Below are 22,112 nucleotides of genomic sequence, written 5' to 3'. Positions count from 1 at the left end.
TCACTTCTCCGTTGTAGCGGGCCCATGCGGGCGCCAGCGGCGCAGCAGCAGGGCATTGCTGACCACGCTGACGCTGGAAAAGGCCATCGCCGCGCCCGCCAGCATGGGATTGAGCAGACCGAAGGCGGCCAGCGGAATGCCGACCAGATTGTAGATGAAGGCCCAGAACAGGTTCTGGCGGATCTTGCCGTAGGTGCGGCGGGAGATGTCGATGGCATCGGCCGCCAGACCCGGGTCGCCATACATCAGCGTCACGCCGGCGGCCTGCATGGCCACGTCGGTGCCGCTGGACATGGCCATGCCCACATCGGCGGCGGCCAGCGCGGGCGCATCATTGACGCCATCTCCGACCATGGCCACCACGTGCTTGCCGCCTTCCCGCAAGGCCGCTACCGCCTCGGCCTTGTCGCCCGGCAGCACTTCGGCACGTACCTCCCGGATCCCCAGTGCCGCAGCGACCTGTTGCGCCGCGCCCCGGTTGTCGCCACTGAGCATGGCGGTGCGCATGCCCAGGGCGTGCAGGGTGGCGATGGCTTCCCGTGCGCCCGGCTTGATCTCGTCGCCGAAGGCCAGTAGGCCCAGGATACGGACTTCCCCGGCCTGGCGTTCGGCCAGCCAGGACAGGGTGCGGCCCTGTGCCTGCAGCGCGTCGGCCCGTGCTTGCAGGGCTGGCGCGCTGGCCTGCAACTGCTGCATCCAGCCACTGCTGCCCAGACAGAGCATCCGGCCTGCGACTTCGCCTTCGATACCCAGTCCGGCCACGCTGCGCACCTGGCCGGCCGGGGGCACGGACAAGGACTGGCGGGCCGCTGCCGCCTCCAGTACGGCGCGTGCCAGCGGATGTTCGCTGCGTGCCTGCAGAGCGGCGGCCAGGGCCAGCAAGTGGTCTTGCTGATCCTCTGCGGTGGCGGCTGCGGCGTACAGTTCGGTCAGGCGCGGACGGCCCACGGTGAGCGTACCGGTCTTGTCGAAGGCGATCACATCGACCCGATGCGCAATCTCCAGCGCCTGCGCATCCTTGATGAGGATGCCGTGACGCGCCGCCACGCCGGTCCCGGCCATGATGGCCGTGGGCGTGGCCAGGCCCAGCGCGCAAGGGCAGGCGATGACCATCACCGCCACCGCATTGAGCAGGGCCTGTTGCCAGTGTCCTGTGGCCAGGCCCCAGGCGCAGAAGGTGATGGCCGAGATCAGCAGCACGGCAGGGACGAAGACGGCACTGACCTGGTCCACCAGTCGCTGGATCGGCGCCTTGGCTGCCTGGGCCTGTTCCACCATGCGCACGATGCGCGCCAGCATGGTCTCGGCGCCGATGGCGGTGGCCTCGAAGACCAGCACACCGTCGGTATTGATGGCGCCGGCGGCGAGCTGGTCGCCGGCTTGCTTGGCCTGCGGACGACTCTCGCCGGTCAGCAAGGCTTCGTCCAAATGGCTGCGACCCTCTTTGACGATGCCGTCGACCGGGACCCGCTCGCCCGGACGCAGCACCACCAGGTCCCCCACGCGCACCTGCGCCAGCGGCACGTCGATGTCCTGTCCGTCACGGCGTACCCGGGCACGGTCCGGCCGCAAGGCGTTGAGCGCCGCGATGGCATCGGCGGTCTGCCGCTTGGCGCGGCCTTCCAGCCATTTGCCCAGCAGCACCAGGGTGATGACCACGGCCGAGCTTTCGAAGTAGAGATGCGGCATGGTCATGGCGTGATCGGTCATGGCCGGCAGGCTCAGCCATTGCCACAGCGACAGTCCGTAGGCCGCACTGGTGCCCAGGGCCACCAGCAGGTCCATGTTGCCCGAGCGGGCGCGCAGCGCACCCCAGCCCGCATGATAGAAACGCCAGCCCAGCCAGAACTGTACCGGCGTGGCCAGCAGCCATTGCCACAGCGGGGGCAGGCTCCAGGTGATGCCCAGCGGGGCCAGCAGCATGGGCAAGACCAGCGGCAGCGACAGCACGGCCGCGACCGCTACCGGCCACCAGCTGGGCAGGCCTCGTGCGGTGCCGGCCGGTGCGGCAGTCTCTTCGGGAATGTGTTGGCGGGCCTGATAACCGGCCTTTTCGATGGCGGCAATCAGGATGGCCGGGGCCACGGTATCGGCCGTGGCGATGCTGGCGCGTTCGGTGGCCAGGTTGACGCTGACGTCGGTTACGCCAGGGACTTTCTTGAGCGCCTTCTCCACGCGCATCACGCAGGAGGCACAGCTCATGCCTTCGATGTCGAGGCTGATCTCGGCGGCAGCTGGGGTGGAAGTGGACATGGCGACAACTCCGGAAGGATGGATCAAAGCCTGTATCATCATCCTTCCCATGATGGTAAGGTCAAGCCCGATTCTCGCATGGATGCCTGTTCTTGCGCTTGACCTTGCCATGGCAGGAAGGTTTAAGCTTCCGTCACTGACTTCATTTCATGAAAGGAAACGCCATGAGCACCACCTTCACCGTCAACGACATGACCTGCAACCACTGTGCAGGCGTCATCACCAAGGCTGTCAAGGATGTGGATGCCAATGCCAGGGTCGACATTGCAGTGGCCGACAAGCGCGTGGTCATCGACAGCAGCCTGCCGGCGCAACAGTTTGCCGAGGCCATCGAGGAAGCAGGCTATACCCCGGTCGCGGCCTGAGGACCTACTTGCTGAGCAATCGCATCGCTCCCTCCAGCCCATCCATGGTCAGCGGGAACATGCGGTTGTTCATGAGCTGGCGGATCAGCGCGATCGATTGTCGGTATTGCCACAGGCCTTCCGGCTCGGGATTGAGCCAGACGAAGTGCGGGAAGGTACTGGTGAAGCGCTGCAGCCATTCGGCGCCCGCTTCCGCATTGTTGTATTCCACTGAGCCGCCCGGCTGCACGATTTCGTAAGGGCTCATGGTGGCATCGCCCACGAAGATGAGCTTGGTATCCGGCGTGTACTTGCGCAGCACATCCCAGGTCGGGAAGCGCTCGGCGTGACGGCGGCGGTTGTTCTTCCACAGATAGTCATACACGCAGTTGTGGAAGTAGAAGAACTCCATGTTCTTGAACTCGGTCCGGGCCGCCGAGAACAGTTCTTCGGTGCGGGCGATGTGGTCATCCATCGATCCGCCCACATCGAAGAGCATCAACACCTTGATCTTGTTCTTGCGCTCGGGCTGCATGCGGATGTCGAGGTAGCCGGCATTGCTGGCAGTGGCGCGGATGGTGTCGTCCAGCGCCAGTTCTTCCTCCAGTCCTTCCCGGGCAAAGCGGCGCAGGCGGCGCAGCGCTACCTTGATGTTGCGCGTGCCCAGTTCGCGTTCGCCATCGTAGTCCTTGTATTCGCGTTCTTCCCATACCTTGACCGCGCTGCGCTGGCCGCCCTTGCCGCCGATGCGGATGCCTTCCGGGTTGAAACCGCCATGGCCGAAGGGCGATACCCCGCCGGTGCCGATCCATTTGCTGCCGCCTTCGTGGCGCTCCTTCTGTTCTTCCAATAATTGCTTCAAGCGATCCATCAGCTTGTCGTAGCCGAACTTCTCGAGGGCGGCCTTCTGCTCGGGCGTGAGGTCGCGCTGCAATTGCTTGACCAGCCATTCCAGCGGAATCTCCGGCCGCTTCTCGAAGATCGTTTCTATCCCCTTGAAGTAGGCTCCGAAGGCGCGGTCGAACTTGTCGAAGTGGGCCTCGTCCTTGACCAGCGTCAGGCGCGAGAGAAAATAGAACTCATCCAGCGAAGGTGAAATGACCTGCTTGTCCATCGCCTCCAGCAAGGTGAGGAATTCCTTGATCGAGGCCGGTACGCCAGCCTGTTTCACGGTGTAGAAGAAGTCGATCAGCATGGCACCCGTCTGGCCGCCGTCTCAGCGGCCCAGCTTGAATTGAAGATGACGACGCACCGTCGGCCACTCCGATTCGATGATGGAAAACACTACCGTGTCGCGGTAGGAACCGTCCGGCATGCGCTGGTGATTGCGCAGGATGCCATCCTGCTTTGCCCCCAGTCGCGCGATGGCCGCACGTGATTGCTGGTTCATCCAGTGGGTGCGGAATTCGACGGCGATGCAGTGCATGTCCTCGAAGGCGTGCGTCAACAGCATCAGCTTGCACTCGGTATTGATGCCGGTGCGCTGGGCGCTGGCGGCATACCAGGTGGAGCCGATCTCCACGCGCCGGTTGGCCACGTCGGCGTTCATGTAGGTGGTCATGCCGCACAGCGCGCCGGTGTCATTGCGGCGGATCACGAAGGGCAGCATGCTGCCCTGCTGCTGCAGGTGCAGGCGGCGTTCGATCTCGGCGCGCATGGTTTCCGGCTTGGGGATGGCGGTGTACCAGAGCTTCCACAGCTTGCCGTCCGAGACGGCGGCGATGAGCGCATCGTGATGCTCGGCATGCAGCGGCTCGACAGTGGCAAACTGGCCCTTCAGGGTGATCGGCGAAAGGAATTGCATGACGGCTCCCGAAAATGGAGACAGCTTCAGCGATTGTTGCGCGACATGAAGACCAGCCGCTCGAACAGATGCACGTCCTGCTCGTTCTTGAGCAGGGCCCCATGCAGGGGCGGCACCACGGCCTTGTTGTCGGGATTGTGCAGGGTCTCGGGCGCGATATCCTCGGCCATGAGCAGCTTGAGCCAGTCGATCAGTTCCGAGGTCGAGGGCTTCTTCTTGATGCCCGGTACCTCGCGCACCTGATAGAACGCCTCCAGCGCGCGCGCCAGCAGATCGCGCTTGATGTGCGGGAAGTGCACATCGACAATCTGCTGCATGGTCTGTTTGTCGGGGAACTTGATGTAGTGGAAGAAGCAGCGGCGCAGGAAGGCGTCCGGCAATTCCTTCTCGTTGTTGGAGGTGATGACCACCAGCGGGCGGTGCTTCGCGCGCACCAGTTCACGCGTCTCGTAGACGTAGAACTCCATGCGGTCGATTTCACGCAACAGGTCGTTGGGGAACTCGATATCGGCCTTGTCGATCTCGTCGATCAGGAGCACCACCGGTTCCTCGGCGGTGAAGGCCTGCCACAGCACGCCCTTGACGATGTAATTGTGGATGTCCTTGACGCGCTCGTCGCCCAGTTGCGAATCGCGCAGGCGCGACACGGCATCGTATTCGTAGAGGCCCTGCTGGGCCTTGGTGGTGGACTTGATGTGCCACTGCAGCAGCGGGCGGCCCAGGGCGGCCGCCACTTCCTCGGCCAGCATGGTCTTGCCGGTGCCGGGTTCGCCCTTGATGAGCAGCGGACGTTGCAGGGTGAGGGCAGCATTGACGGCCAGCTTGAGGTCATCAGTGGCGACATAATGCTCGCTGCCGGTGAATTTACCCGGCTTGGCGGAAGCGGTGGAATGATCTGGCATGGATGCTGTCCTTGTCAGGTTGCAGTGGTCGGCGTGCCGACAGGATGCGGCATTGCAGCAGCCGTGCCGGACGTTTCCATGAGTATAAGGGAAAAGCTGCGCACCTCCGCGACCGCTTGAAATTGGTGAAAACGTTCCTATATCAAGGGCTACGCATGCAACAAACTGACAGCGCCCCAGGCGCTCACTGCCCATGAAATTTCTTTTCTTCAAGATGCTGGTGGTGTGGAGACGAATGCGTCACGGCATGCAGGCGCGTTACATGGATCGCCACGATGTCGGCCGGCAACTGGAGGTCTTGATGCGCCGCATCGATCCCGCCGCCAGCTGGCATGAGCGGGCCAACTGGATGATCGACGTGGCCGAATGGCTGCGCCATCGTCCGGCCGTCTCGCTGCTGGATCGCCAGGCCTGGCACCAGGTGCGGCGCCAACGTCTGGCCATCATGCTGGACTGGCTGGACCAGCACCGCGACGTGCGGCGCGCGGTCCAGAACGCGTTGCAAAAGACCCTGCGCGAAGCCACCGGCCCCGAACTGTTTTCCACCACCGGCCTGCCGCACGAGCCCGGCTTCTTCGGCGAACTGAGCGAACGCCTGGCCCGGCTGGTCCTGCCGCGCCACCTCTCGCCGACCGATCTGTCCTCGCTCTTCACGGCCATGTTCCCCGATCCGGACGACGCCGCCTGGTTGCTGGAGCTGGACAATGACCTGCTGCAACGGCTGTGGAAACTGATGGCCGATGATGGCATTTCCCACATGTACTGGCAGCAGATCGAGGAAGCCATCACCTACCTGACCACGACCGTGGTGGCCGACGGTATCAGCCCGGCCTTCCGCCAGCGCCTGGAACCCAAGATGCCGATGCGCGCCACGCCCTTCCTGGCGCTGCGGCGCGAGATGGAAACCTGGTTGCGCGCCCAGCCGGGCGATCTGGGTGCCTTGCGCAGCGTGCGCATGCTGGTGGCGGTATGTCATGCCCAGACCGATCGTATCTATGCGCACCTGGATGAGTACGGGGTCTCGGTCAGCCTGGTGTATCGGGTCGAGCGCATGCGCGCGCACCTGCAACGCATCGGGCGGCTCATCGACGTGCGTTCCGGCGTGCCCGGCCCGGTCATCAGCCCGGCCATCCCCGGCATGGTGGCCAGGCCGGCTGCATTGGCCGGGGCAGGGCGCATGCAGTTGCTGCTGTGCGACCTGATCTCCGCCCATCACCATCGCGATTCGGTACGCGGCCTGATGCGACGCAGCTTTGCCCTGCTGGCGCGCAAGATGGTGGAGCGCAATGCCGATCATCGCGAGCAGGCCATTGCCCGTGACGGTGCCGGTTACCGCCGCGTGATGCGCGCGGGCCTGCTGGGCGGGGCGGTCATCGCCGCCACCGCGCTGCTCAAGCAGAGCCTGTCCACGCTGGGCGTGGTGCACTTCGTCGATGGCGCTCTGGCTTCACTCAACTACGCCGCCAGCTTCCTGCTCATTGCCGCGCTGGGCGGTGTGCTGGCCACCCGCCAGCCGGCCGTGACGGCCCCCGCGCTGGCCTCCCGGATGGGGGACCTCGATAGCGAGGGCATGCGCGATCTCATCGCCGAATCCGGCCAGCTGCTGCGCTCGCAGTCGGCGGGCATCTTCGGCAACCTGCTGGCCGTGATTCCGGTGACGGCCGCCTTGTGCGCGCTGGGCTGGTTTGCGCTGGGCGCCAGGCCCATGCCGCTTGACCAGGCGCGCCAGGCCATCAGCGCGCTTTCGCTGGTGGGGCCTACCCCGTTGTATGCCGCATTGACCGGTGTGTTGCTCTGGCTGGCCAGCCTGGCGGCGGGGTTTGCTGACAACTGGTTCGCCCTGCGCCGGGTACGCGAGGTGGTGTCCAACCATCGCCGCCTGGTGCACGCACTGGGTGCCTTGCGTGCCCAGCGCTGCGCTGCCTGGCTGGAGCGCAATGTCGCCACCATCGCCGGTAGCCTGGCGTTGGCCCTGCTGCTGGGGATGGCGCCGGTCGTGGCCGCTTTCTTCAGTCTGCCGCTGGATATCCGCCATGTGACGCTGGCCGCCGGCACGCTGACGGCGGCGGTCTTCAGCCTGGGCTGGGATGCGCTGATGACGCCGGCCTTCTGGTTGGCGGCCGGTGGCGTGGTGGTCACGGCCTTGTTGTCGGTGGCGGTCGCCTTCGCCTGTGCCCTGGCGCTGGCGCTGCGCTCGCGCGATCTGCCGCGTCGGGCCCGCAACATCGCCATGCGGGCGGTGTTGCGCCGATTCGTCGCGCGGCCCTTGTTCTTCATCCTTCCGCAAAAGACCGATGCGGCAGTGCAGGATGACTCCGCAGACGACGAGGAAGGCGACGATGACGGCGAGGGCGGGTCCGCCGAGGATGAGCCGCAGCCGCGCCTGGCTTCACTTGAGCACAAGCAAGATATGCAGGTTCAGACCACACAACATGTCGCCTAGGCTTGGCATCAGCCAGATGCCATAGCGTTAATATTGCAGCGCATATAATCCGTGAATCGCCCGCCCGGCCTTGCCTGGCGGGCGATTGCGTCTGATGGTGCGGGTTTGCAGGCAGGGATGACGCTGCCGGTTTTATTGGTTAGAATCGGAAGCGTTTTTTGCGCAAGGCAGGGGGAGTGGAGAGACAAGCTTGATCCGAAACATCGGTTCAGCCATAGCAGAACAGCCAAACCTGCAGTACCAGGGCAATCGAACAAGCACGATAAAGTTTGCCGCTGGCAGCAAAAAAGATGCGTTTCGTCGGGTGTCCGTCGCGCCGTCGTTGAGGCGGGGCGGATGGCAAGTTCACTCACTTACCCTGCTCACATGAAAAAACACCTCGTGTTTCTTGCCCTGGCCGGCATGCTTGGCAGTGCGTCTGCGGCCGACATTGTCGGCAATGCCAAGGCTGCTGAAAACAAAGTCTCCATGTGCATCGGTTGCCATGGCATCCCCGGCTACAAAGCCAGCTATCCCGAGGTCTACCAGGTGCCGATGCTGGGCGGGCAGTCTGCCAAGTACCTCGAGAATGCGCTGCGCGCCTACCAGAAGGGGGAGCGCAAGCATCCGACCATGATGGGCGTGGCCGCCAGCCTGTCGGACCAGGACATTGCCGACCTGGCCGCCTACTATTCGCAGCAGAAGTGAGGGGGAGCCACGAGATGAAGAACAATCTGATTGCCCTGATGCTGCTGGCCGCCACGGCCCTGCTGTCGCAAGCGGCCAGCGCTGCCGACGTGGCCCATGGCCGCGCGCTGGTGGAGAAGTACAATTGCGCCTCCTGCCACGGCAAGGACTACAACTCGCCCATCGACCCGGGCTATCCCAAGCTGGCCGGCCAGCATGCGGACTACCTCAAGCATGCGCTGACGGCCTACCGCCGTGGCGACACCGCCATGAACGGTCGCACCAACGCCATCATGTCGGCCCAGGCCAAGCCGCTGACCGACCGAGACATCAACGACATCGCCGCGTATCTGCACAGCCTGCCGGGGAGCCTGGTGCTGCGCAAATAAGAAGGGCCCGTTCTGCAGGGAAAAAAACCACGCCGGCAGGGTGTTGCAGCGTGGTTTTTTGTTGTCTTGCGCGCTTCTATCCCTGTGCTCGCCGTTTGATATTGTCGATATAAGCCGCCCCGTCCGGCGGCAAGCCGCTGCGCTGGGCGTTCCAGATCATCTCGCCCAGGGCTTCCATGATCTCGTGATGGGCCTCATGCTCCGAGCCGCGGCGCTGCGCCAGCAACTGAAAGGCGCCGCGGATGCCGGGGGGCTGGTCGATGGAAATCTGCTCGGTGATCGACAGGTGCATTGACAGATGCAGGAAGGGATTGCTGTGGCCGCGCTCGATGGAATAGTCGGCCGCCAGTGCTTCGTCCACGTCGCGCAGGGCTTCATGGTATTCCGGATGCTGGACGATCCAGTCGCGGGCGATGGCTTCCAGGGGCGTGAGCACCTGATTGCCCTGGTGCTTGCGGTAGGCTTCGCAGAAGAAGCGGCGGACATCGTGCTGGGACGGCGTGAACATGGCGGTGCATCAATCGGAGATAAAGCGCTATTCTACGCCGGTCTGTCCGCCGCATCAGGAGCCGCCTCCGGAGCGGCGACATGGCAGGCGGATATGAAGTAATATTCTTTCCCTAAGACAAGCATCAAAATAATCCATCCAAGGCAGTACCCGGCCGCATCGCCGTGACGCGATGGGGGGAAACGCAAGGCCGGGCAGCGAGAAGGGATAAGGCATGCGTTTTGGTGAAGGCCGGATTCGGCCTGTGCGCCGTTCAATGTCGTGGTCATGGACAAGACCGTTGTTGTGCGTGGCGCTGGTTGCCGCGGGCTGGTTGGCGCAGGGTGCGCTGGCGGCGCCTTCGGCCGCCGGCAAGGCGGCCATGACCAGCGACGAGCCGTCGGGCGATGAAGCAACGCTGGCCATCGGCTTTGCCGGCCCCCTGAGCGGGCCGTCGCTGGGCGTTGGTCGCAGCATGTGCAATGGCGTGCAACTGGCGCTGGACGAGGCCAACCGGCGCGGTGTGGTCATCGGTGGCACGCGCTACCGTCTCAAGCTGATCGCGCAGGACGATCGCGCCGACCCCGGTACGGCGCAATATGTGGCGCGCTATCTGGTGAGCCAGCACGTCATCGGTGTGGTCGGCCACTGGACCAGCGGCACCAGCCTGGCCGCTGCTCCGGTCTACCATGCGGCAGGCGTGATCCAGGTCACGCCCTCGGCGATGAGCCGCACGCTCACGGCGCTGTCCTATCCGCGCATCTTCCGTACCATTCCCAACAACGAGAGCATCGGCCGCTGGTCGGCCCGCTACGCGGTCGAGAAGCTCGGTGTGCGCACCGTGGTCACCCTGGACGACCGCACGCCCTTCGGCCAGGGCCTGGCCGAACAGTTCGCCCGCGAAGTACAGGCGCAGGGCGGCAAGGTGCTGGCCCGGTACGACGTCAGTGACAAGACCTCCGACTTCAACGCCCCGCTGCTGCAGGCCCGCAGCCTGAAGCCGGACCTGATTTTCTTCGGCGGACTGGACTGGCAGGCAGGCGTGCTGGCCAAATCCATCCGTCGATTGAAACTGGAGGCGCGCCTGATGACCTCGCCCGGTACGCTGGGCTTGCCCTTCCTCATGCGCGCCGGACCCGATGCCAACGGGGCGCTGGTGCTGGAACCCGGTCCGCCGCAGGACAAGATGCCGGGCTGGCGGCATTTCCGCCAGCGCTACATCGATGCCTTCGATTCGGAAATCGACCTCTATGCGGTCTTTGCCTATGAGGCGGCGCAATCCATCATCCTCGGTCTGCGCCATGCCGGCAGCACCGATCCGGAGGTGATTGCCCGCGCCATGCACCGCCTGCGCTTTGAGGGCGTGAGCGGACCGGTCGCCTTCAACGAGGAAGGCGACCTGCTCAACCCGACTTTTACCCTCTATGAAGTTCAGGACCAGCGCTGGGTGCCCATCGCCCGTCTGAACGGGCTTCCTCGCTAGGGCCCGTTCACACGCCCTTGGCTGGAAGTGGCGTTTTCTGCTTGAATTCGCACAGGTCGGCGATCAGACAATTCCAGCACTGGGGCTTGCGCGCGATGCAGGTGTAGCGGCCATGCAGGATCAACCAGTGGTGCGCATCCTGGCGGAATTCGGGCGCGACGAACTTGATGAGCTTGCGTTCGACTTCGTCCACGTCCTTGCCTGGTGCAATGCCGGTACGGTTGGAGACCCGGAAGATGTGCGTGTCCACCGCGATGGTGGGATGGCCGAAGGCCGTGTTCAGGACCACGTTGGCGGTCTTGCGGCCCACGCCGGGCAAGGCTTCCAGTGCCTCGCGCGACTCCGGTACCGCGCCGCCGTGCTGCTCGATCAGGATGCGGCAGGTCTCGATGACGTTCTTGGCCTTGGTGCGGTACAGCCCGATGGTCTGGATGTAGGGCATGAGCTGCTCCACCCCCAGGCGGTAGATCGCCTCGGGCGTGTTGGCCACCGGATAGAGCTTGCGCGTGGCCTTGTTGACCGAGACGTCGGTGGCCTGGGCCGAGAGCAGCACGGCGATCAGCAGTTCGAACGGGGTGGTGTATTCCAGTTCGGTGGTGGGGGTGGGATTGGCTTGGCGCAGGCGCTCGAAGATCTCGCGGCGTTTGGTCGGGTTCATGGCTGTTCGCGTCCGGTCGGGGGGCTGGCTTGTTCGGCTTGCAGTTTCTTCAGGCGCGCGCGCTCCATGGCGGCCTGAATGATGGCTTTCTTGCGGGCCAGTTCGGCTTGTTCCTCGGGCGTGCCGGCCGCGGCCGCTTCCACTTCCTTCAACTTGGCGGCGGCCTTGGCAGCCAGGCGGGCGTCGTTTTCTTCCTTCTCGCGCTTCAGGCGCAAGGTGCGCCAGTCGTGGCGCGCACGGGCGGCGTCGGCTTGCTCCTGGCTCCATGCCTGCCAGCCGGTGCGACCGGGCGTGGCCTCGACCATGTTGATGCAGTCGACCGGGCAGGGCGCCACGCACAGATCACAGCCGGTGCACAGCGATTCGATGACGGTGTGCATCTGCTTGGCCGCACCGGCAATCGCATCGACCGGGCAGGCCTGGATGCAGAGCGTGCAGCCGATGCAGATGGCTTCATCGATCACCGCGACACGGCGTGGCTGCTCGCTGCCGTGGGCGGGATTCAAGGGGATCACCGGCTGGCCCAGCAATTGCGCCAGCCGCGCTACGCCTTCGGCACCGCCCGGCGGGCACTGGTTGTACGCAGCGCGGCCTTCGGCCATGGCTTCGGCATAGGGACGGCAAGCCGGATAACCGCACTTGGTGCATTGGGTTTGCGGCAGCAGGTCTTCGAGGCGGTCGGCCAGGGTGGCGGACGCGGTGGTGGCGGATGGCGGCACGGCGGTCAGGCAGTTCAACGGAATAAGGGCGCTATTATCCGGCCAAACCGCCGCCAAGTCATGCCGGCAGCTCAAAGCAAAACGGCGCCACCGTCGGGACGGGGCGCCGTTCTTGCCGTGATGGCGGTACTTACGCGTTGGCGCGGATGAATTCGCCGATCTTGGGGCAGACGATCTCGCGCCAGCGACGGCCCGAGAAGATCCCGTAGTGGCCGGCCTTGGGCACGGTGAAGTGCTGCTTGCGCGACTTCGGTATGCTGCTGCACAGTTCCTGGGCCGCCTGGGTCTGGCCGGAGCCGGAGATGTCGTCCAACTCGCCTTCGATGGTGAACAGGGCGACCGACTTGATGTCCTGCGGACGTACCAGCTGGCCTTCGATTTCCCAGGTGCCACGGGCCAGATTGAAGTCCTGGAACACTACCTTGATGGTTTCCAGGTAGAACTCGGCCGGCATGTCCAGCACGGCGTTGTACTCATCGTAGAACTTGCGGTGTTCCTCGGCCGAGGCATCGTCGCCATCGCGCAGGTGCATGTAGAAATCCCAGTGGCTCTGGGCGTGACGGCGCGGGTTCATGGCCACGAAGCCGGCATGTTGCAGGAAGCCGGGGTAGACCTTGCGGCCAAAGCCGGGGTAGTTGGCCGGTACGCTGTAGATCACCGTGTTTTCGAACCAGGAGAAGGGCTTTTCGGTGGCCAGGTCGTTGACCGCCGTGGGCGACTTGCGGGCATCGATGGGGCCGCCCATCATGGTCATGCTCTTGGGCAGCTTGGGATCGTTGGCGCTGGCCATGAGCGAAATGGCCGCCAGTACCGGTACGGTGGGCTGGCAGACCGAGATCACGTGCACGTCCGGACCGAGGGTGCGGATGAAGTCCTGCACGTAATAAACATAATCGTGCAGGTGGAAGTCACCCTGTTCGACCGGAACCATGCGCGCATCGGTCCAGTCGGTGATGAAGACGTCATGTTCCTGCAGCAGCGCCCTGACGGTCTCGCGCAGCAGGGTGGAATGGTGGCCGGACAGGGGCGCTACCACCAGCACGGTGGGCTGTTTCAACGCGGCGCTCTGGCGGGCCGACAGGTCCTTCTTGAAGTGGATCAGGCGGCAGAAGGGTTTGGTTTCGACCACTTCCTCGGTGATGCCGACCGGCTTGTCATCGACAGCGACTTCGCCGATGTTGAATTGCGGCTTTTCGTATTCCTTGGACAGGCGATACAACAGCTCATAGCCGGCGGCAATGCGTTGCGAGAAGGGGGTGTGAGCGAGCGGGGAAACCGGGTCCGAGAACAGTTTGGCCGAGGTTTCGGCCCATTGCATCATGGGGTTCAGGAACGCGCGATTGAGTTCATGCAGTTGATAAAGCATAGCTGACCTTTATACAAGCACCGGCTGGCTTTCCCGTCCGGGCGGATAACCCGGACCAGGTGCGCAGCAAGCATGTGCCACAAACGTTTGGCGACGATCATCGGCTGACAAAGTTCATATTGTGTTTAACTTGTCAACTTCTTCCTTGTTGCGACGCAGTAGCATAGCATGCTTTGCCTTACGCCCCGCTTGCTGGTCAGACCAGTGGTGCCAGTCCCACAGGTTTCTGCAAAAACCTTCATAAATGAAAAGCCCCCGTACCGGACGGGGGCTCTGCAAGCCGCTTGCAGCGGCGCTGATGATGTTACGACCAATAAATCAGTCGAACACCGGGCTTTCCACGCCCAGGATCTTGTGCAGCTTGGGCGAGGTGGTGGTGTACTGCATGTGGATCTTCTTTTCCGGGAAGATGTAGGGCGCAGCGCCGAAGGCAGCCAGCGCGGCTTCGTGGAAGCCCGACAGGATCAGCTTCTTCTTGCCCGGATAGGTGTTGATGTCGCCCACGGCGAAGATGCCCGGGACGTTGGTCTCGAACTTCTCGGTATCCATCACCTTGAGCTGCTTGCGCTCGATTTCCAGGCCCCACTCGGCGATCGGGCCCAGCTTGGGCGACAGGCCGAAGAAGACCAGCAGCATGTCCAGCGGCAGACGGCGGGTGACGCCGTCGGCGCCGGTGACCTTGACTTCGGCCAGCTTGCCATCCTTGATCTCGGTGCCGGTGACCTGGCCGATCAGGAGCTGCATTTCATACTGTTCGCACAGTTCCTTCATCTTGGCCACCGAAGCCGGGGCGGCACGGAATTCTTCACGACGGTGCAGCAGGATCACCGATTCAGCCTTGCCCACGAAGTTCAGCGCCCAGTCCAGCGCGGAGTCGCCGCCGCCGCAGATGACGATGTTCTTGCCTTCGAACAGGGCCGGGTCCTTGACGCGGTAGAACACCTGCGAACCTTCGAACTGTTCGATGCCTTCGACCTTCAGGGTGCGCGGCTGGAACGAGCCCACGCCGGCGGCGATGAAGATGGTCTTGGTGATGAACTTGGTGCCGGTGGAGGTTTCGACGTCGAAACGGCCATCTTCGCGCTTGTTCACCAGGGTCACTTCCTGGCCCAGGTGGAAGGTCGGCGAGAAGGGCTCGATCTGTTTCAACAGGTTGTCGGTCAGTTCCTGGCCGGTGCAGACGGGCACGGCGGGGATGTCATAGATGGGCTTGTCCGGATACAGCTCCACGCACTGGCCGCCGACCACGGGCAGCGAATCGATCACGTGCGCCTTGATTTCCAGCAGGCCGAGTTCGAATACCTGGAACAGGCCCACCGGGCCGGCGCCGATGATGACGGCATCGGCATCGATGACACCGTTGACTGCCGCAGTCTGGACATTGTTTTCCATGATTTCTTGATATTCCTGTTTCAGTAGATCAGATCAGTAGGGCGGCTTTTCCCCGAAGCGCTGCGCGCGGGCTGGCGGCGGAGCCGCTGGCAGGGGGAGAGGCCAGGTAAAGAGATGCTGCAAGCTGCCGCAAGGTGCTGAACCGAGCGCAACGGGTCGACCAAGCGTGGGGCAGGCCCGACCATGCGGCTCTCAGGGTTGTTGCCGGCGGCCAAATGCAAACGGCTGCGCATCTGGCGTGGGCGATGAAGCTGCCGGGCTGGATGCGCAACCGCCATTGTGGACCGGGTCAGGCCCGGTCCGCTTGATTCTCCGCAGGAATCAGCGCTGCAGGTATTGCAGCTTGTCGGTCTTGTCCTTCCACTCCTCGGCTTCCGGCAGCGGTGCCTTGGTCTTGGTGATGGAGGGCCAGTTGCGGGACAGATCGGCGTTCAGGGCGATGTACTGCTGCTGGTCAGCCGGCACGTCTTCTTCCGCGTAGATCGCATTGACCGGGCACTCGGCCACGCAGACGGCGCAGTCGATGCACTCATCGGGGTCAATCGCGAGGAAATTGGGGCCTTCGCGGAAACAATCCACCGGGCAAACATCCACACAATCCGTATAGCGGCAACGGACGCAGGAATCGGTGACAACGTGGGTCATAACTGTCCTATCTGTAAAATTTCTTCAAACCGATGGCTAACTGCGCCGCAATTGATGGCAATATGGCACGGTTAAAATCATGTTGCGGCTGGTCAACCTTTGTTGAGGTGCTTTTGCCGGTATCTGGCGTCTTGTGGACGCCTGGAGGAGGCCCTTGAAGGCTTTCGAGATGCCGCTGCGCAACCCGCCGCAAAGCCTTGTATTTTAAGGTAATTCGATTTTTCCCACAAATGAGGCTTATACAGATTACGTATAAGTAAATAAACAAGCGCGCGATAAGCCCAGCCGTCGCCAGGGTCCCGTGGCCTGCCGCTCCAGCCCATGGAGCAGGTCCGCCGACAGGACGCGGCTTACCGCACATCAATACAAGGAAGTTCCGGCGTGAACGCTGCAGGCCCCCAGTCCTCCCCCCGATTCCGTCTTTCCCTGCTGCCGGCCCTGCTGGGCAGGCTGGCGGTGACCGTTGCGCTGGCGCTGCCACTGGCCGCCGGTGCTGCCGAGCCTATCCTCATCGGCGAGATCAACAGCCAGGCACACGCCGCGGCTGCCGCACAAGCCTACCGCAACGGCCTGGCACTGGCGCTGGAGCAGATCAACGAGTCCGGCGGCATCCACGGTCATCCCTTGCAGATGATCAGCCGTGACGATGAGGGCGATGCCGACCAGGCTGCCCGCAATGCACGCGAACTGGTCAGCAAGGAGCATGTGCAAGTGCTGACCGGCACCATGCCCTCCGACGTGGCCCTGGCGGTGGCGCGCCAGGCCGCCCGCAGCAAGACCGTGCTGGTGGTGGGTGATGCACTCTCCGATGCCGTGACCCTGGACAAGGGCAATCGCTACACCTTCCGCGTACGTCCCTCCACCTACATGCTGGCCGCGATGCTGGCCGAACAAGCCGCGCGCATGCCGGGCCGACGCTGGGCCATGGTGGCGCCCAACTATGAATACGGCCAGAGCGCGGTGGCCAGTTTCAAGATGCTGTTGAAGCAGGCGCGTCCGGATGTGGAATTCGTCAGCGACCAGTGGCCGGCGCTGGGCAAGATCAAGGCCGATGACGTCGTACGGGCGATCCGTCAATCGCGTCCGGATGGCATCTTCAACGCCACCTTCGGCGAAGACCTGCAAAAATTCGTGCAGGCAGGTAATGACCAGCAGTTGTTCAAGGGCGTGCAGGTGGTGTCGATGACCTCGCCCGTTGGGCAAATCGTGGAGCCCGGGCAGAGTGAAGCGATCCACGACTGGGTCGCCGTCGGCTACCCCTGGGACCAGATCAATACGCCCGAGCACCAGCGCTTCCTGGATGCCTATCTGAAGAAATTCAGCGAGCCGCCGCAATTGTCGGCGCTCATTGGCTACAGCACCATGATGGCCATTGCAGGCGGTCTGAAGAAAAGCGAGGGCGCGCCAGGAGACGCGCTGCTGGACGCGTTGCGCGGCCTGCGCTGGTCTTCGCCGCTGGGTGAGCTGAGCTTGCGCGCACTGGACCAGCAAGCCTCGATGGGGGCCTTCATCGGTCTGGTCTCGCAGAAGGACGGTCGCAGCACGATGCGCCAATGGCGCTACCTGGACGGTACGCCCTACCTGCCGCCACCGACCTACGTACGCACACGGCGTCCGGCTTCGGCGGGCAGGTAAGTCGCGCTTTCGCACCGCATCCACACCGCAAAGCCCCCTCAGGGCAGGGGGCTTTGCCTTGGGCGATCTCGGTTAAGATAGCGGTCGCGACGCTTCAGGGCGTGGCCAACGCATCGTGCGGACCGCTCCGGGGCGGCCCGCCATGCACGTGGACCATCAACATGGCAGCATGCGGCCTGTCCGCATCCGGACTTCATGATCATCACATCCCTACTCGACACCGACCTGTACAAATTCACGATGATGCAGGTGGTTCTGCATCACTTCCCCGGCGCCCAGGTCGAATACAAGTTCAAATGCCGCAACGAGCACATCGATCTGACCCCTTACGTCGACGAGATCCGTGCGGAGATCGCCGCACTCTGCCGGCTGCGCTTCAAGGAAGAGGAGCTGAACTATCTGCGCGGCCTGCGCTTCATCAAGAGCGACTTCGTCGATTTCCTCGACCTGTTCCACCTGAACGAAAAGTACATCACCGTTCAGCCTGATCCGGCCGGCAATGGCGAGATCGACATCCAGGTCAAGGGGCCGTGGCTGCACACCATCATGTTCGAGGTGCCGGTGCTGGCCATCGTCAATGAAGTGTATTTCCGCGCCACCCAGCGTTCGCCGGACCTGGAAGAGGGCAGGGCGCGCCTGCGCAAGAAGATGTCGGTCATCACCGATGATGCCGAACTGGCCGGCTGCAAGATTGCCGACTATGGCACCCGCCGCCGTTTCTCGCGCAGCTGGCATGCCGAAGTCATCGACGAGATGAAGCAGCACATGGGGAGCCACTTCGCTGGCACCTCCAACGTGATGTACGCCATGCAGCACGACCTGACTCCGCTGGGCACCATGGCCCACGAATACCTGCAGGCCTGCCAGGCGCTGGGGCCGCGCCTGCGCGATTCGCAGACCTTCGCCTTCGAGATGTGGGCGCGCGAGTATCGCGGCGACCTCGGCATTACGCTCTCGGACGTTTATGGCATGGATGCCTTCCTGCGCGACTACGACATGTACTTTTGCAAGCTCTTCGATGGTGCGCGCCATGATTCGGGCGATCCCTTCGAGTGGGGCGAGCGCCTGATCCAGCACTATCGCGACAATCGCGTCGACCCTTCCAGCAAGGTGCTGGTGTTCTCTGACAGCCTGGATTTCGACAAGGTGCGCGCGCTCTACCTGCGCTTCAAGGATCGCGCCAAGGTGGCCTTCGGCGTGGGGACCAATCTGACCAATGACCTCGGTTATACGCCCTTGCAGGTCGTCATGAAGATGGTTCGCTGCAACGGCCAGCCGGTGGCCAAGTTGTCCGATACGCCGTCCAAGAACATGTGCGACGACCCGGCCTATGTGAATTATCTGCGCCAGGTGTTCCAGATCAAGGCTTGACCGGATTTGAACGATACCTGAAAGTTTTTCCACTCGGGCGTTTTTGCGTGCGCGCGGCAGGTCGGCTGCTATAGTGTGACCCCTCGGGATGGCCTGCGCCGGCAGCTGTCCCGAAGAGTTTATTCATCTGCATCCCATCAGGACCACATTTGCTGACACGACCGACTGCCCCCGCCCTCTTTGCCATCGTGGCTGCGCTGCTTCCCCTGCCGGGATGGAGTGCCGAGCTGGATGGTGCCGTTCTCTCGCTGGCCTGGGCCTTGCCCTTTGCCGGTGTCCTGCTGTCCATTGCCGTGCTGCCGCTGCTGGCACCGCGTTTGTGGCATCACCATTTCGGCAAGGTCGCCGCAGCCTGGGCGCTGGCCTTCCTGCTGCCCTTTGCCGCCGCGCACGGTGCGCATGCGGCGCTGGCCATCAGCGTGCATGCACTGGTGGCGGAATATCTGCCCTTCATCATCCTGTTGACGGCGCTGTTCACCGTGGCCGGTGGCATCTGCGTGCGCGGCAACCTGCATGGTACGCCCGCCTTGAATACGGGATTGCTGGCGCTGGGCACGCTGCTGGCCAGCATCATGGGGACCACGGGCGCGGCCATGCTGCTCATCCGCCCGCTCATCCGCGCCAATGACGATCGCAAGCACACGGTCCACGTGGTGGTGTTCTTCATCTTCCTGGTCGCCAATGCCGGCGGCTCGCTCACGCCGCTGGGTGATCCGCCGTTGTTCCTGGGCTTCCTCAAGGGGGTCGATTTCTTCTGGACCGCGCGCCACCTGCTGGGGCCGATGGCCTTCCTGTGCGGCGCGCTGCTGCTGGTGTTCTATCTGCTGGACCGCCATTTCTACCTCAACCGCGAAGAGCGTCGCCCGTTCGATCCCACGCCCGACTCGGCGCTGCAGCTGGAGGGCAAGCTCAATTTCCTGCTGCTGGGGGCCGTGGTCGGCCTGGTGCTCATGAGCGGCCTGTGGAAACCGGGCGTGGCCACCGAATTGCTGGGCACGCCGCTGGAATGGCAGAACCTGCTGCGCGATGGCGCCTTGCTGGTGGTGATTCTGCTTTCGCTATGGCTGACGCCGAAGACGGCACGCAGCGGCAATGAATTCGGCTGGGGACCGATGCTGGAAGTGGGCAAGCTCTTTGCCGCCATCTTTCTGACCATCGCCCCGGTGATCGCCATGCTGCGCGCAGGCGAGCACGGCGCCTTTGCCGCCGTGGTACGCGCCGTCACGGGGCCTGATGGCAAGCCGGATGATGTGATGTACTTCTGGATGACAGGCTTGCTGTCGTCTTTCCTGGACAATGCGCCGACCTACCTGGTGTTCTTCAACACTGCCTCCGGCGATGCACGGGAACTGATGGGGCCGCTGGCCTCGACGCTGGCGGCCATCTCCGCCGGCGCGGTCTTCATGGGGGCCAACAGCTACATCGGCAATGCGCCCAACATGATGGTCAAGGCCATCGCCGAGGAGCGCGGCATCCGCATGCCCAGCTTCTTCGGCTACATGGCGTGGTCGGCGGGCATCCTGGTGCCGCTGTTCATCGTCATGAGCTTCCTGTTCTTCTGAGTGTTTCACCCCTTCCGATAACGAAAACCAGACCACGAGACCCCGCATGAAACCCAAGATCTTCGTCGCCCGCGCCGTCTTCCCTGAAGTCCTGGCCCGCCTGGAACAGCACTTCGAGGTCGAATCCAACCAGGATGACCGCATCTACACTGCCGATGAGCTGCTGGCCAAGGCCCGCGGCAAGGATGGCCTCTTCACCACTCCCAGCGAACCGGTGACGGCTGCGCTCTTCGCTGCCAATCCACAACTCAAGGCGGTCTGCAACATGGCCGTGGGTTACAACAATATCGATGTGGCTGCCGCCACCCAGGCCGGCGTCATGGCCACCAATACGCCCGATGTATTGAATGAAACCACTGCCGACTTCGGCTGGGCGCTGATGATGGCGGCGGCGCGCCGCATCACCGAATCCGAGCACTTCCTGCGCGCCGGCCAGTGGAAGAAGTGGAGCTATGACAGCTTCGTCGGCCCCGACATCCACGGCGCCACGCTGGGCATCATCGGCATGGGCCGTATCGGCCAGGCCATCGCCCGCCGTTCGCTGGGCTTCGACATGCAGGTGCTGTACCACAACCGTTCCCGCCTGACCCCCGAGCTGGAAGCGCGCGCCAACAACGCCCGCTACGTCAGCAAGGAAGAATTGCTGCAACAGGCGGACCACGTGGTGCTGGTGCTGCCCTACTCGAAGCAGACGCATCACACCATCGCCGCCCCCGAGCTGGCCTTGATGAAACCGACCGCCACGCTCACCAACATCGCGCGCGGCGGCATCGTCGATGACGCGGCACTGATCGCCGCCCTGCGCGAAGGCCGCATCGCGGCGGCCGGGGTGGATGTGTTCGAGAATGAACCGGCGTTCAAGCCCGAATTCCTCACCCTGAGCAACGTCGTGCTGACTCCGCACATTGCCAGCGCCTCCACGCCCACGCGCCTGGCCATGGCCAATTGTGCGGCCGATAACCTGATTGCGGCGCTGTCGGGCCAGCGTCCGCCCAATCTGCTCAATCCCGACGTGGCTGCGCGCTGATGCGGCCAGCAAGCCCGGCCCTGAAGCAAAACGGGCGCACCTGATCCCAGGTGCGCCCGTTTCTTCTTCGGCAGACGGAGCCTCTGGATGAGGCCGCCGTCGTGACCGCATCAACCCTTCAGTTCATTGAAGATGTCGATGTATTCCTGCTGCGCCTGGGCCTGTGGCTTGCCCTTGAGCGCGGCCCAGGCGTCGAACTTGGCGCGGGCCACAAAGTCGGTCATGCCGGGGCGTTCGCCCTGGACGTCGCCATTGCTGCCCTGCTTGTAGAGACCGTACATCTTCAGCAGGGTCATGTTGTCGGGACGCTCGGGCAGGGTCTTGGATTCTGCGACGGCGGCTTCGAACTGTTCTTGCAGGGTGCTCATGTCTCTCCTCCCTCAGGCTCAGACGGCCAGCAGTTCGACTTCGAAGATCAGGGTAGCATTCGGGGGAATCACGCCACCTGCGCCACGGGCGCCATAGCCCAGGCCGGCCGGAATGATGAGCTTGCGGATACCGCCAACCTTCATGCCCTGAACGCCTTCATCCCAGCCCTTGATGACGTGGCCGGCACCCAGCGGGAACGCGAACGGGTCATTGCGGTCCTTGCTGGAGTCAAACTTGCTGCCGGCACTGCCGTCTGCATTTTGCAGCCAGCCGGTGTAGTGCACGCTGACGTGGCTGCCGGCCTTGGCTTCATCGCCAGCGCCAACGTTGATTTCTTCATATTGCAGCCCGGAAGCTGTCGTGATCGTGGACATCGGTTTCCTTTCGGTGAGGGGATGGGTTGGCAGCCGGATCGTCCGTATCCTGACCGAAGCTGAGGACGCAGGATGTCCACCGGAAACATCTTGCGCACCAGCTCGTGCATCAGGTGCCGCAGGCGTGCTGCGACTGGCTTTCAGGCCGCCCCGGCGCATCATGCGACCGGATCGGCAGGCAGTGTAAACCAAAAATCTAGAAATTTTTCATATTGCCTCAGTG

21 protein-coding genes are annotated in these 22,112 nt (G+C 63.5%); 9 read left to right on the top strand and 12 right to left on the bottom strand.

Annotated features, from left to right (window positions below):
* Complete coding sequence (locus tag ACODSZ_RS20685) at positions 1-2,253, bottom strand: heavy metal translocating P-type ATPase (RefSeq protein WP_488928444.1); 2,253 nt, start codon at positions 2,251-2,253, stop codon at positions 1-3.
* A 164-nt stretch (positions 2,254-2,417) separates the two neighbouring features.
* Between ACODSZ_RS20685 and ACODSZ_RS20680 the strand changes: the two genes are divergently transcribed.
* Positions 2,418-2,618, top strand: coding sequence for a heavy-metal-associated domain-containing protein (locus tag ACODSZ_RS20680; protein WP_088754062.1), 201 nt, complete (start codon positions 2,418-2,420; stop codon positions 2,616-2,618).
* 4 nt (positions 2,619-2,622) lie between these two features.
* Here the strand turns inward: ACODSZ_RS20680 and ACODSZ_RS20675 are convergent, their stop codons facing one another.
* From ACODSZ_RS20675 to ACODSZ_RS20665, 3 genes are read right to left on the bottom strand one after another with little or no spacing between them, the layout of a single operon-like run.
* On the bottom strand, positions 2,623-3,792 hold the full coding sequence (locus ACODSZ_RS20675) for a vWA domain-containing protein (protein WP_488928443.1): 1,170 nt from the start codon (positions 3,790-3,792) through the stop codon (positions 2,623-2,625).
* Between the two features lie 21 nt (positions 3,793-3,813).
* Positions 3,814-4,401, bottom strand: a complete 588-nt coding sequence (locus ACODSZ_RS20670) for a GNAT family N-acetyltransferase (RefSeq protein ID WP_008327394.1) — start codon at positions 4,399-4,401, stop codon at positions 3,814-3,816.
* A 26-nt stretch (positions 4,402-4,427) separates the two neighbouring features.
* Positions 4,428-5,303, bottom strand: coding sequence for an AAA family ATPase (locus tag ACODSZ_RS20665; protein WP_008327395.1), 876 nt, complete (start codon positions 5,301-5,303; stop codon positions 4,428-4,430).
* Positions 5,304-5,496: 193 nt separating this feature from the next.
* Between ACODSZ_RS20665 and ACODSZ_RS20660 the strand changes: the two genes are divergently transcribed.
* The 3 genes from ACODSZ_RS20660 (at position 5,497) to ACODSZ_RS20650 (ending at position 8,801) form a co-directional block, all read left to right on the top strand.
* Complete coding sequence (locus ACODSZ_RS20660) at positions 5,497-7,746, top strand: site-specific recombinase (RefSeq protein ID WP_488928442.1); 2,250 nt, start codon at positions 5,497-5,499, stop codon at positions 7,744-7,746.
* A 366-nt stretch (positions 7,747-8,112) separates the two neighbouring features.
* On the top strand, positions 8,113-8,433 hold the full coding sequence (locus ACODSZ_RS20655) for a c-type cytochrome (RefSeq protein WP_034350112.1): 321 nt from the start codon (positions 8,113-8,115) through the stop codon (positions 8,431-8,433).
* A gap of 14 nt (positions 8,434-8,447) precedes the next feature.
* The gene (locus ACODSZ_RS20650) at positions 8,448-8,801 is read left to right on the top strand and encodes a c-type cytochrome (protein ID WP_175343157.1); all 354 of its coding nucleotides are present in this window, start codon (positions 8,448-8,450) and stop codon (positions 8,799-8,801) included.
* Between the two features lie 76 nt (positions 8,802-8,877).
* Here the strand turns inward: ACODSZ_RS20650 and ACODSZ_RS20645 are convergent, their stop codons facing one another.
* Entirely contained in the window at positions 8,878-9,309 is a 432-nt protein-coding gene (locus tag ACODSZ_RS20645; protein WP_008327399.1) for a DUF1841 family protein, read from the bottom strand.
* Positions 9,310-9,589: 280 nt separating this feature from the next.
* Between ACODSZ_RS20645 and ACODSZ_RS20640 the strand changes: the two genes are divergently transcribed.
* On the top strand, positions 9,590-10,771 hold the full coding sequence (locus ACODSZ_RS20640; RefSeq protein WP_488928450.1) for a branched-chain amino acid ABC transporter substrate-binding protein: 1,182 nt from the start codon (positions 9,590-9,592) through the stop codon (positions 10,769-10,771).
* Between the two features lie 7 nt (positions 10,772-10,778).
* Here the strand turns inward: ACODSZ_RS20640 and nth are convergent, their stop codons facing one another.
* The 5 genes from nth to fdxA all read right to left on the bottom strand — a co-directional run bounded on the left by nth (position 10,779) and on the right by fdxA (position 15,551).
* On the bottom strand, positions 10,779-11,429 hold the full coding sequence (gene nth / locus ACODSZ_RS20635; protein WP_175343159.1) for an endonuclease III: 651 nt from the start codon (positions 11,427-11,429) through the stop codon (positions 10,779-10,781).
* Positions 11,426-12,148, bottom strand: coding sequence for an electron transport complex subunit RsxB (gene rsxB / locus ACODSZ_RS20630; protein ID WP_175343160.1), 723 nt, complete (start codon positions 12,146-12,148; stop codon positions 11,426-11,428). The genes nth and rsxB overlap by 4 nt, the downstream gene beginning before the upstream one ends.
* 130 nt (positions 12,149-12,278) lie before the next feature.
* Positions 12,279-13,514, bottom strand: a complete 1,236-nt coding sequence (locus tag ACODSZ_RS20625) for a polyhydroxyalkanoate depolymerase (RefSeq protein WP_008327412.1) — start codon at positions 13,512-13,514, stop codon at positions 12,279-12,281.
* A gap of 318 nt (positions 13,515-13,832) precedes the next feature.
* Entirely contained in the window at positions 13,833-14,906 is a 1,074-nt protein-coding gene (locus ACODSZ_RS20620; RefSeq protein WP_008327414.1) for an NAD(P)/FAD-dependent oxidoreductase, read from the bottom strand.
* 321 nt (positions 14,907-15,227) lie between these two features.
* Positions 15,228-15,551 carry a ferredoxin FdxA gene (gene fdxA / locus ACODSZ_RS20615; RefSeq protein WP_034350114.1) on the bottom strand — a complete coding sequence of 108 codons (324 nt, stop codon included), beginning with the start codon at positions 15,549-15,551 and terminating at the stop codon, positions 15,228-15,230.
* Between the two features lie 381 nt (positions 15,552-15,932).
* On the opposite strand from fdxA, the gene ACODSZ_RS20610 reads away from it, so the two are divergent.
* From ACODSZ_RS20610 to ACODSZ_RS20595, 4 genes are all read left to right on the top strand, one after another.
* Entirely contained in the window at positions 15,933-17,186 is a 1,254-nt protein-coding gene (locus ACODSZ_RS20610) for an ABC transporter substrate-binding protein (RefSeq protein WP_175343161.1), read from the top strand.
* A gap of 195 nt (positions 17,187-17,381) precedes the next feature.
* Positions 17,382-18,557: a nicotinate phosphoribosyltransferase gene (pncB, locus tag ACODSZ_RS20605; protein ID WP_488928441.1), complete on the top strand. Its 1,176-nt coding sequence runs from the start codon at positions 17,382-17,384 to the stop codon at positions 18,555-18,557.
* 149 nt (positions 18,558-18,706) lie between these two features.
* Positions 18,707-20,119, top strand: coding sequence for a sodium:proton antiporter (locus tag ACODSZ_RS20600; protein WP_488928440.1), 1,413 nt, complete (start codon positions 18,707-18,709; stop codon positions 20,117-20,119).
* A gap of 46 nt (positions 20,120-20,165) precedes the next feature.
* Positions 20,166-21,146 carry a 2-hydroxyacid dehydrogenase gene (locus ACODSZ_RS20595; RefSeq protein ID WP_175343162.1) on the top strand — a complete coding sequence of 327 codons (981 nt, stop codon included), beginning with the start codon at positions 20,166-20,168 and terminating at the stop codon, positions 21,144-21,146.
* 110 nt (positions 21,147-21,256) lie between these two features.
* On the opposite strand, the gene ACODSZ_RS20590 is transcribed toward ACODSZ_RS20595, so the two are convergent.
* Positions 21,257-21,514, bottom strand: coding sequence for an acyl-CoA-binding protein (locus ACODSZ_RS20590; RefSeq protein WP_008327426.1), 258 nt, complete (start codon positions 21,512-21,514; stop codon positions 21,257-21,259).
* Positions 21,515-21,532: 18 nt separating this feature from the next.
* Positions 21,533-21,889, bottom strand: a complete 357-nt coding sequence (locus ACODSZ_RS20585; protein ID WP_008327428.1) for an FKBP-type peptidyl-prolyl cis-trans isomerase — start codon at positions 21,887-21,889, stop codon at positions 21,533-21,535.
* Between the last annotated feature and the right edge of the window lie 223 nt (positions 21,890-22,112).

The sequence above is a fragment of the Herbaspirillum sp. FG34 genome (assembly GCF_057809315.1).
The sequence above is the reverse complement of the archived record's forward strand: the minus strand, read 5'-3'. Positions and strand labels throughout refer to the sequence as shown.

Excerpts from the sequence above, each read along its gene's own strand:
- ACODSZ_RS20685 (WP_488928444.1), bottom strand. The coding sequence starts at position 2,253 with ATGTCCACTTCCACCCCAGCTGCCGCCGAGATCAGCCTCGACATCGAA.
- ACODSZ_RS20680 (WP_088754062.1), top strand. The coding sequence starts at position 2,418 with ATGAGCACCACCTTCACCGTCAACGACATGACCTGCAACCACTGTGCA.
- ACODSZ_RS20675 (WP_488928443.1), bottom strand. The coding sequence starts at position 3,792 with ATGCTGATCGACTTCTTCTACACCGTGAAACAGGCTGGCGTACCGGCC.
- ACODSZ_RS20670 (WP_008327394.1), bottom strand. The coding sequence starts at position 4,401 with ATGCAATTCCTTTCGCCGATCACCCTGAAGGGCCAGTTTGCCACTGTC.
- ACODSZ_RS20665 (WP_008327395.1), bottom strand. The coding sequence starts at position 5,303 with ATGCCAGATCATTCCACCGCTTCCGCCAAGCCGGGTAAATTCACCGGC.
- ACODSZ_RS20660 (WP_488928442.1), top strand. The coding sequence starts at position 5,497 with ATGAAATTTCTTTTCTTCAAGATGCTGGTGGTGTGGAGACGAATGCGT.
- ACODSZ_RS20655 (WP_034350112.1), top strand. The coding sequence starts at position 8,113 with ATGAAAAAACACCTCGTGTTTCTTGCCCTGGCCGGCATGCTTGGCAGT.
- ACODSZ_RS20650 (WP_175343157.1), top strand. The coding sequence starts at position 8,448 with ATGAAGAACAATCTGATTGCCCTGATGCTGCTGGCCGCCACGGCCCTG.
- ACODSZ_RS20645 (WP_008327399.1), bottom strand. The coding sequence starts at position 9,309 with ATGTTCACGCCGTCCCAGCACGATGTCCGCCGCTTCTTCTGCGAAGCC.
- nth (WP_175343159.1), bottom strand. The coding sequence starts at position 11,429 with ATGAACCCGACCAAACGCCGCGAGATCTTCGAGCGCCTGCGCCAAGCC.
- ACODSZ_RS20625 (WP_008327412.1), bottom strand. The coding sequence starts at position 13,514 with ATGCTTTATCAACTGCATGAACTCAATCGCGCGTTCCTGAACCCCATG.
- ACODSZ_RS20620 (WP_008327414.1), bottom strand. The coding sequence starts at position 14,906 with ATGGAAAACAATGTCCAGACTGCGGCAGTCAACGGTGTCATCGATGCC.
- fdxA (WP_034350114.1), bottom strand. The coding sequence starts at position 15,551 with ATGACCCACGTTGTCACCGATTCCTGCGTCCGTTGCCGCTATACGGAT.
- pncB (WP_488928441.1), top strand. The coding sequence starts at position 17,382 with ATGATCATCACATCCCTACTCGACACCGACCTGTACAAATTCACGATG.
- ACODSZ_RS20595 (WP_175343162.1), top strand. The coding sequence starts at position 20,166 with ATGAAACCCAAGATCTTCGTCGCCCGCGCCGTCTTCCCTGAAGTCCTG.
- ACODSZ_RS20590 (WP_008327426.1), bottom strand. The coding sequence starts at position 21,514 with ATGAGCACCCTGCAAGAACAGTTCGAAGCCGCCGTCGCAGAATCCAAG.
- ACODSZ_RS20585 (WP_008327428.1), bottom strand. The coding sequence starts at position 21,889 with ATGTCCACGATCACGACAGCTTCCGGGCTGCAATATGAAGAAATCAAC.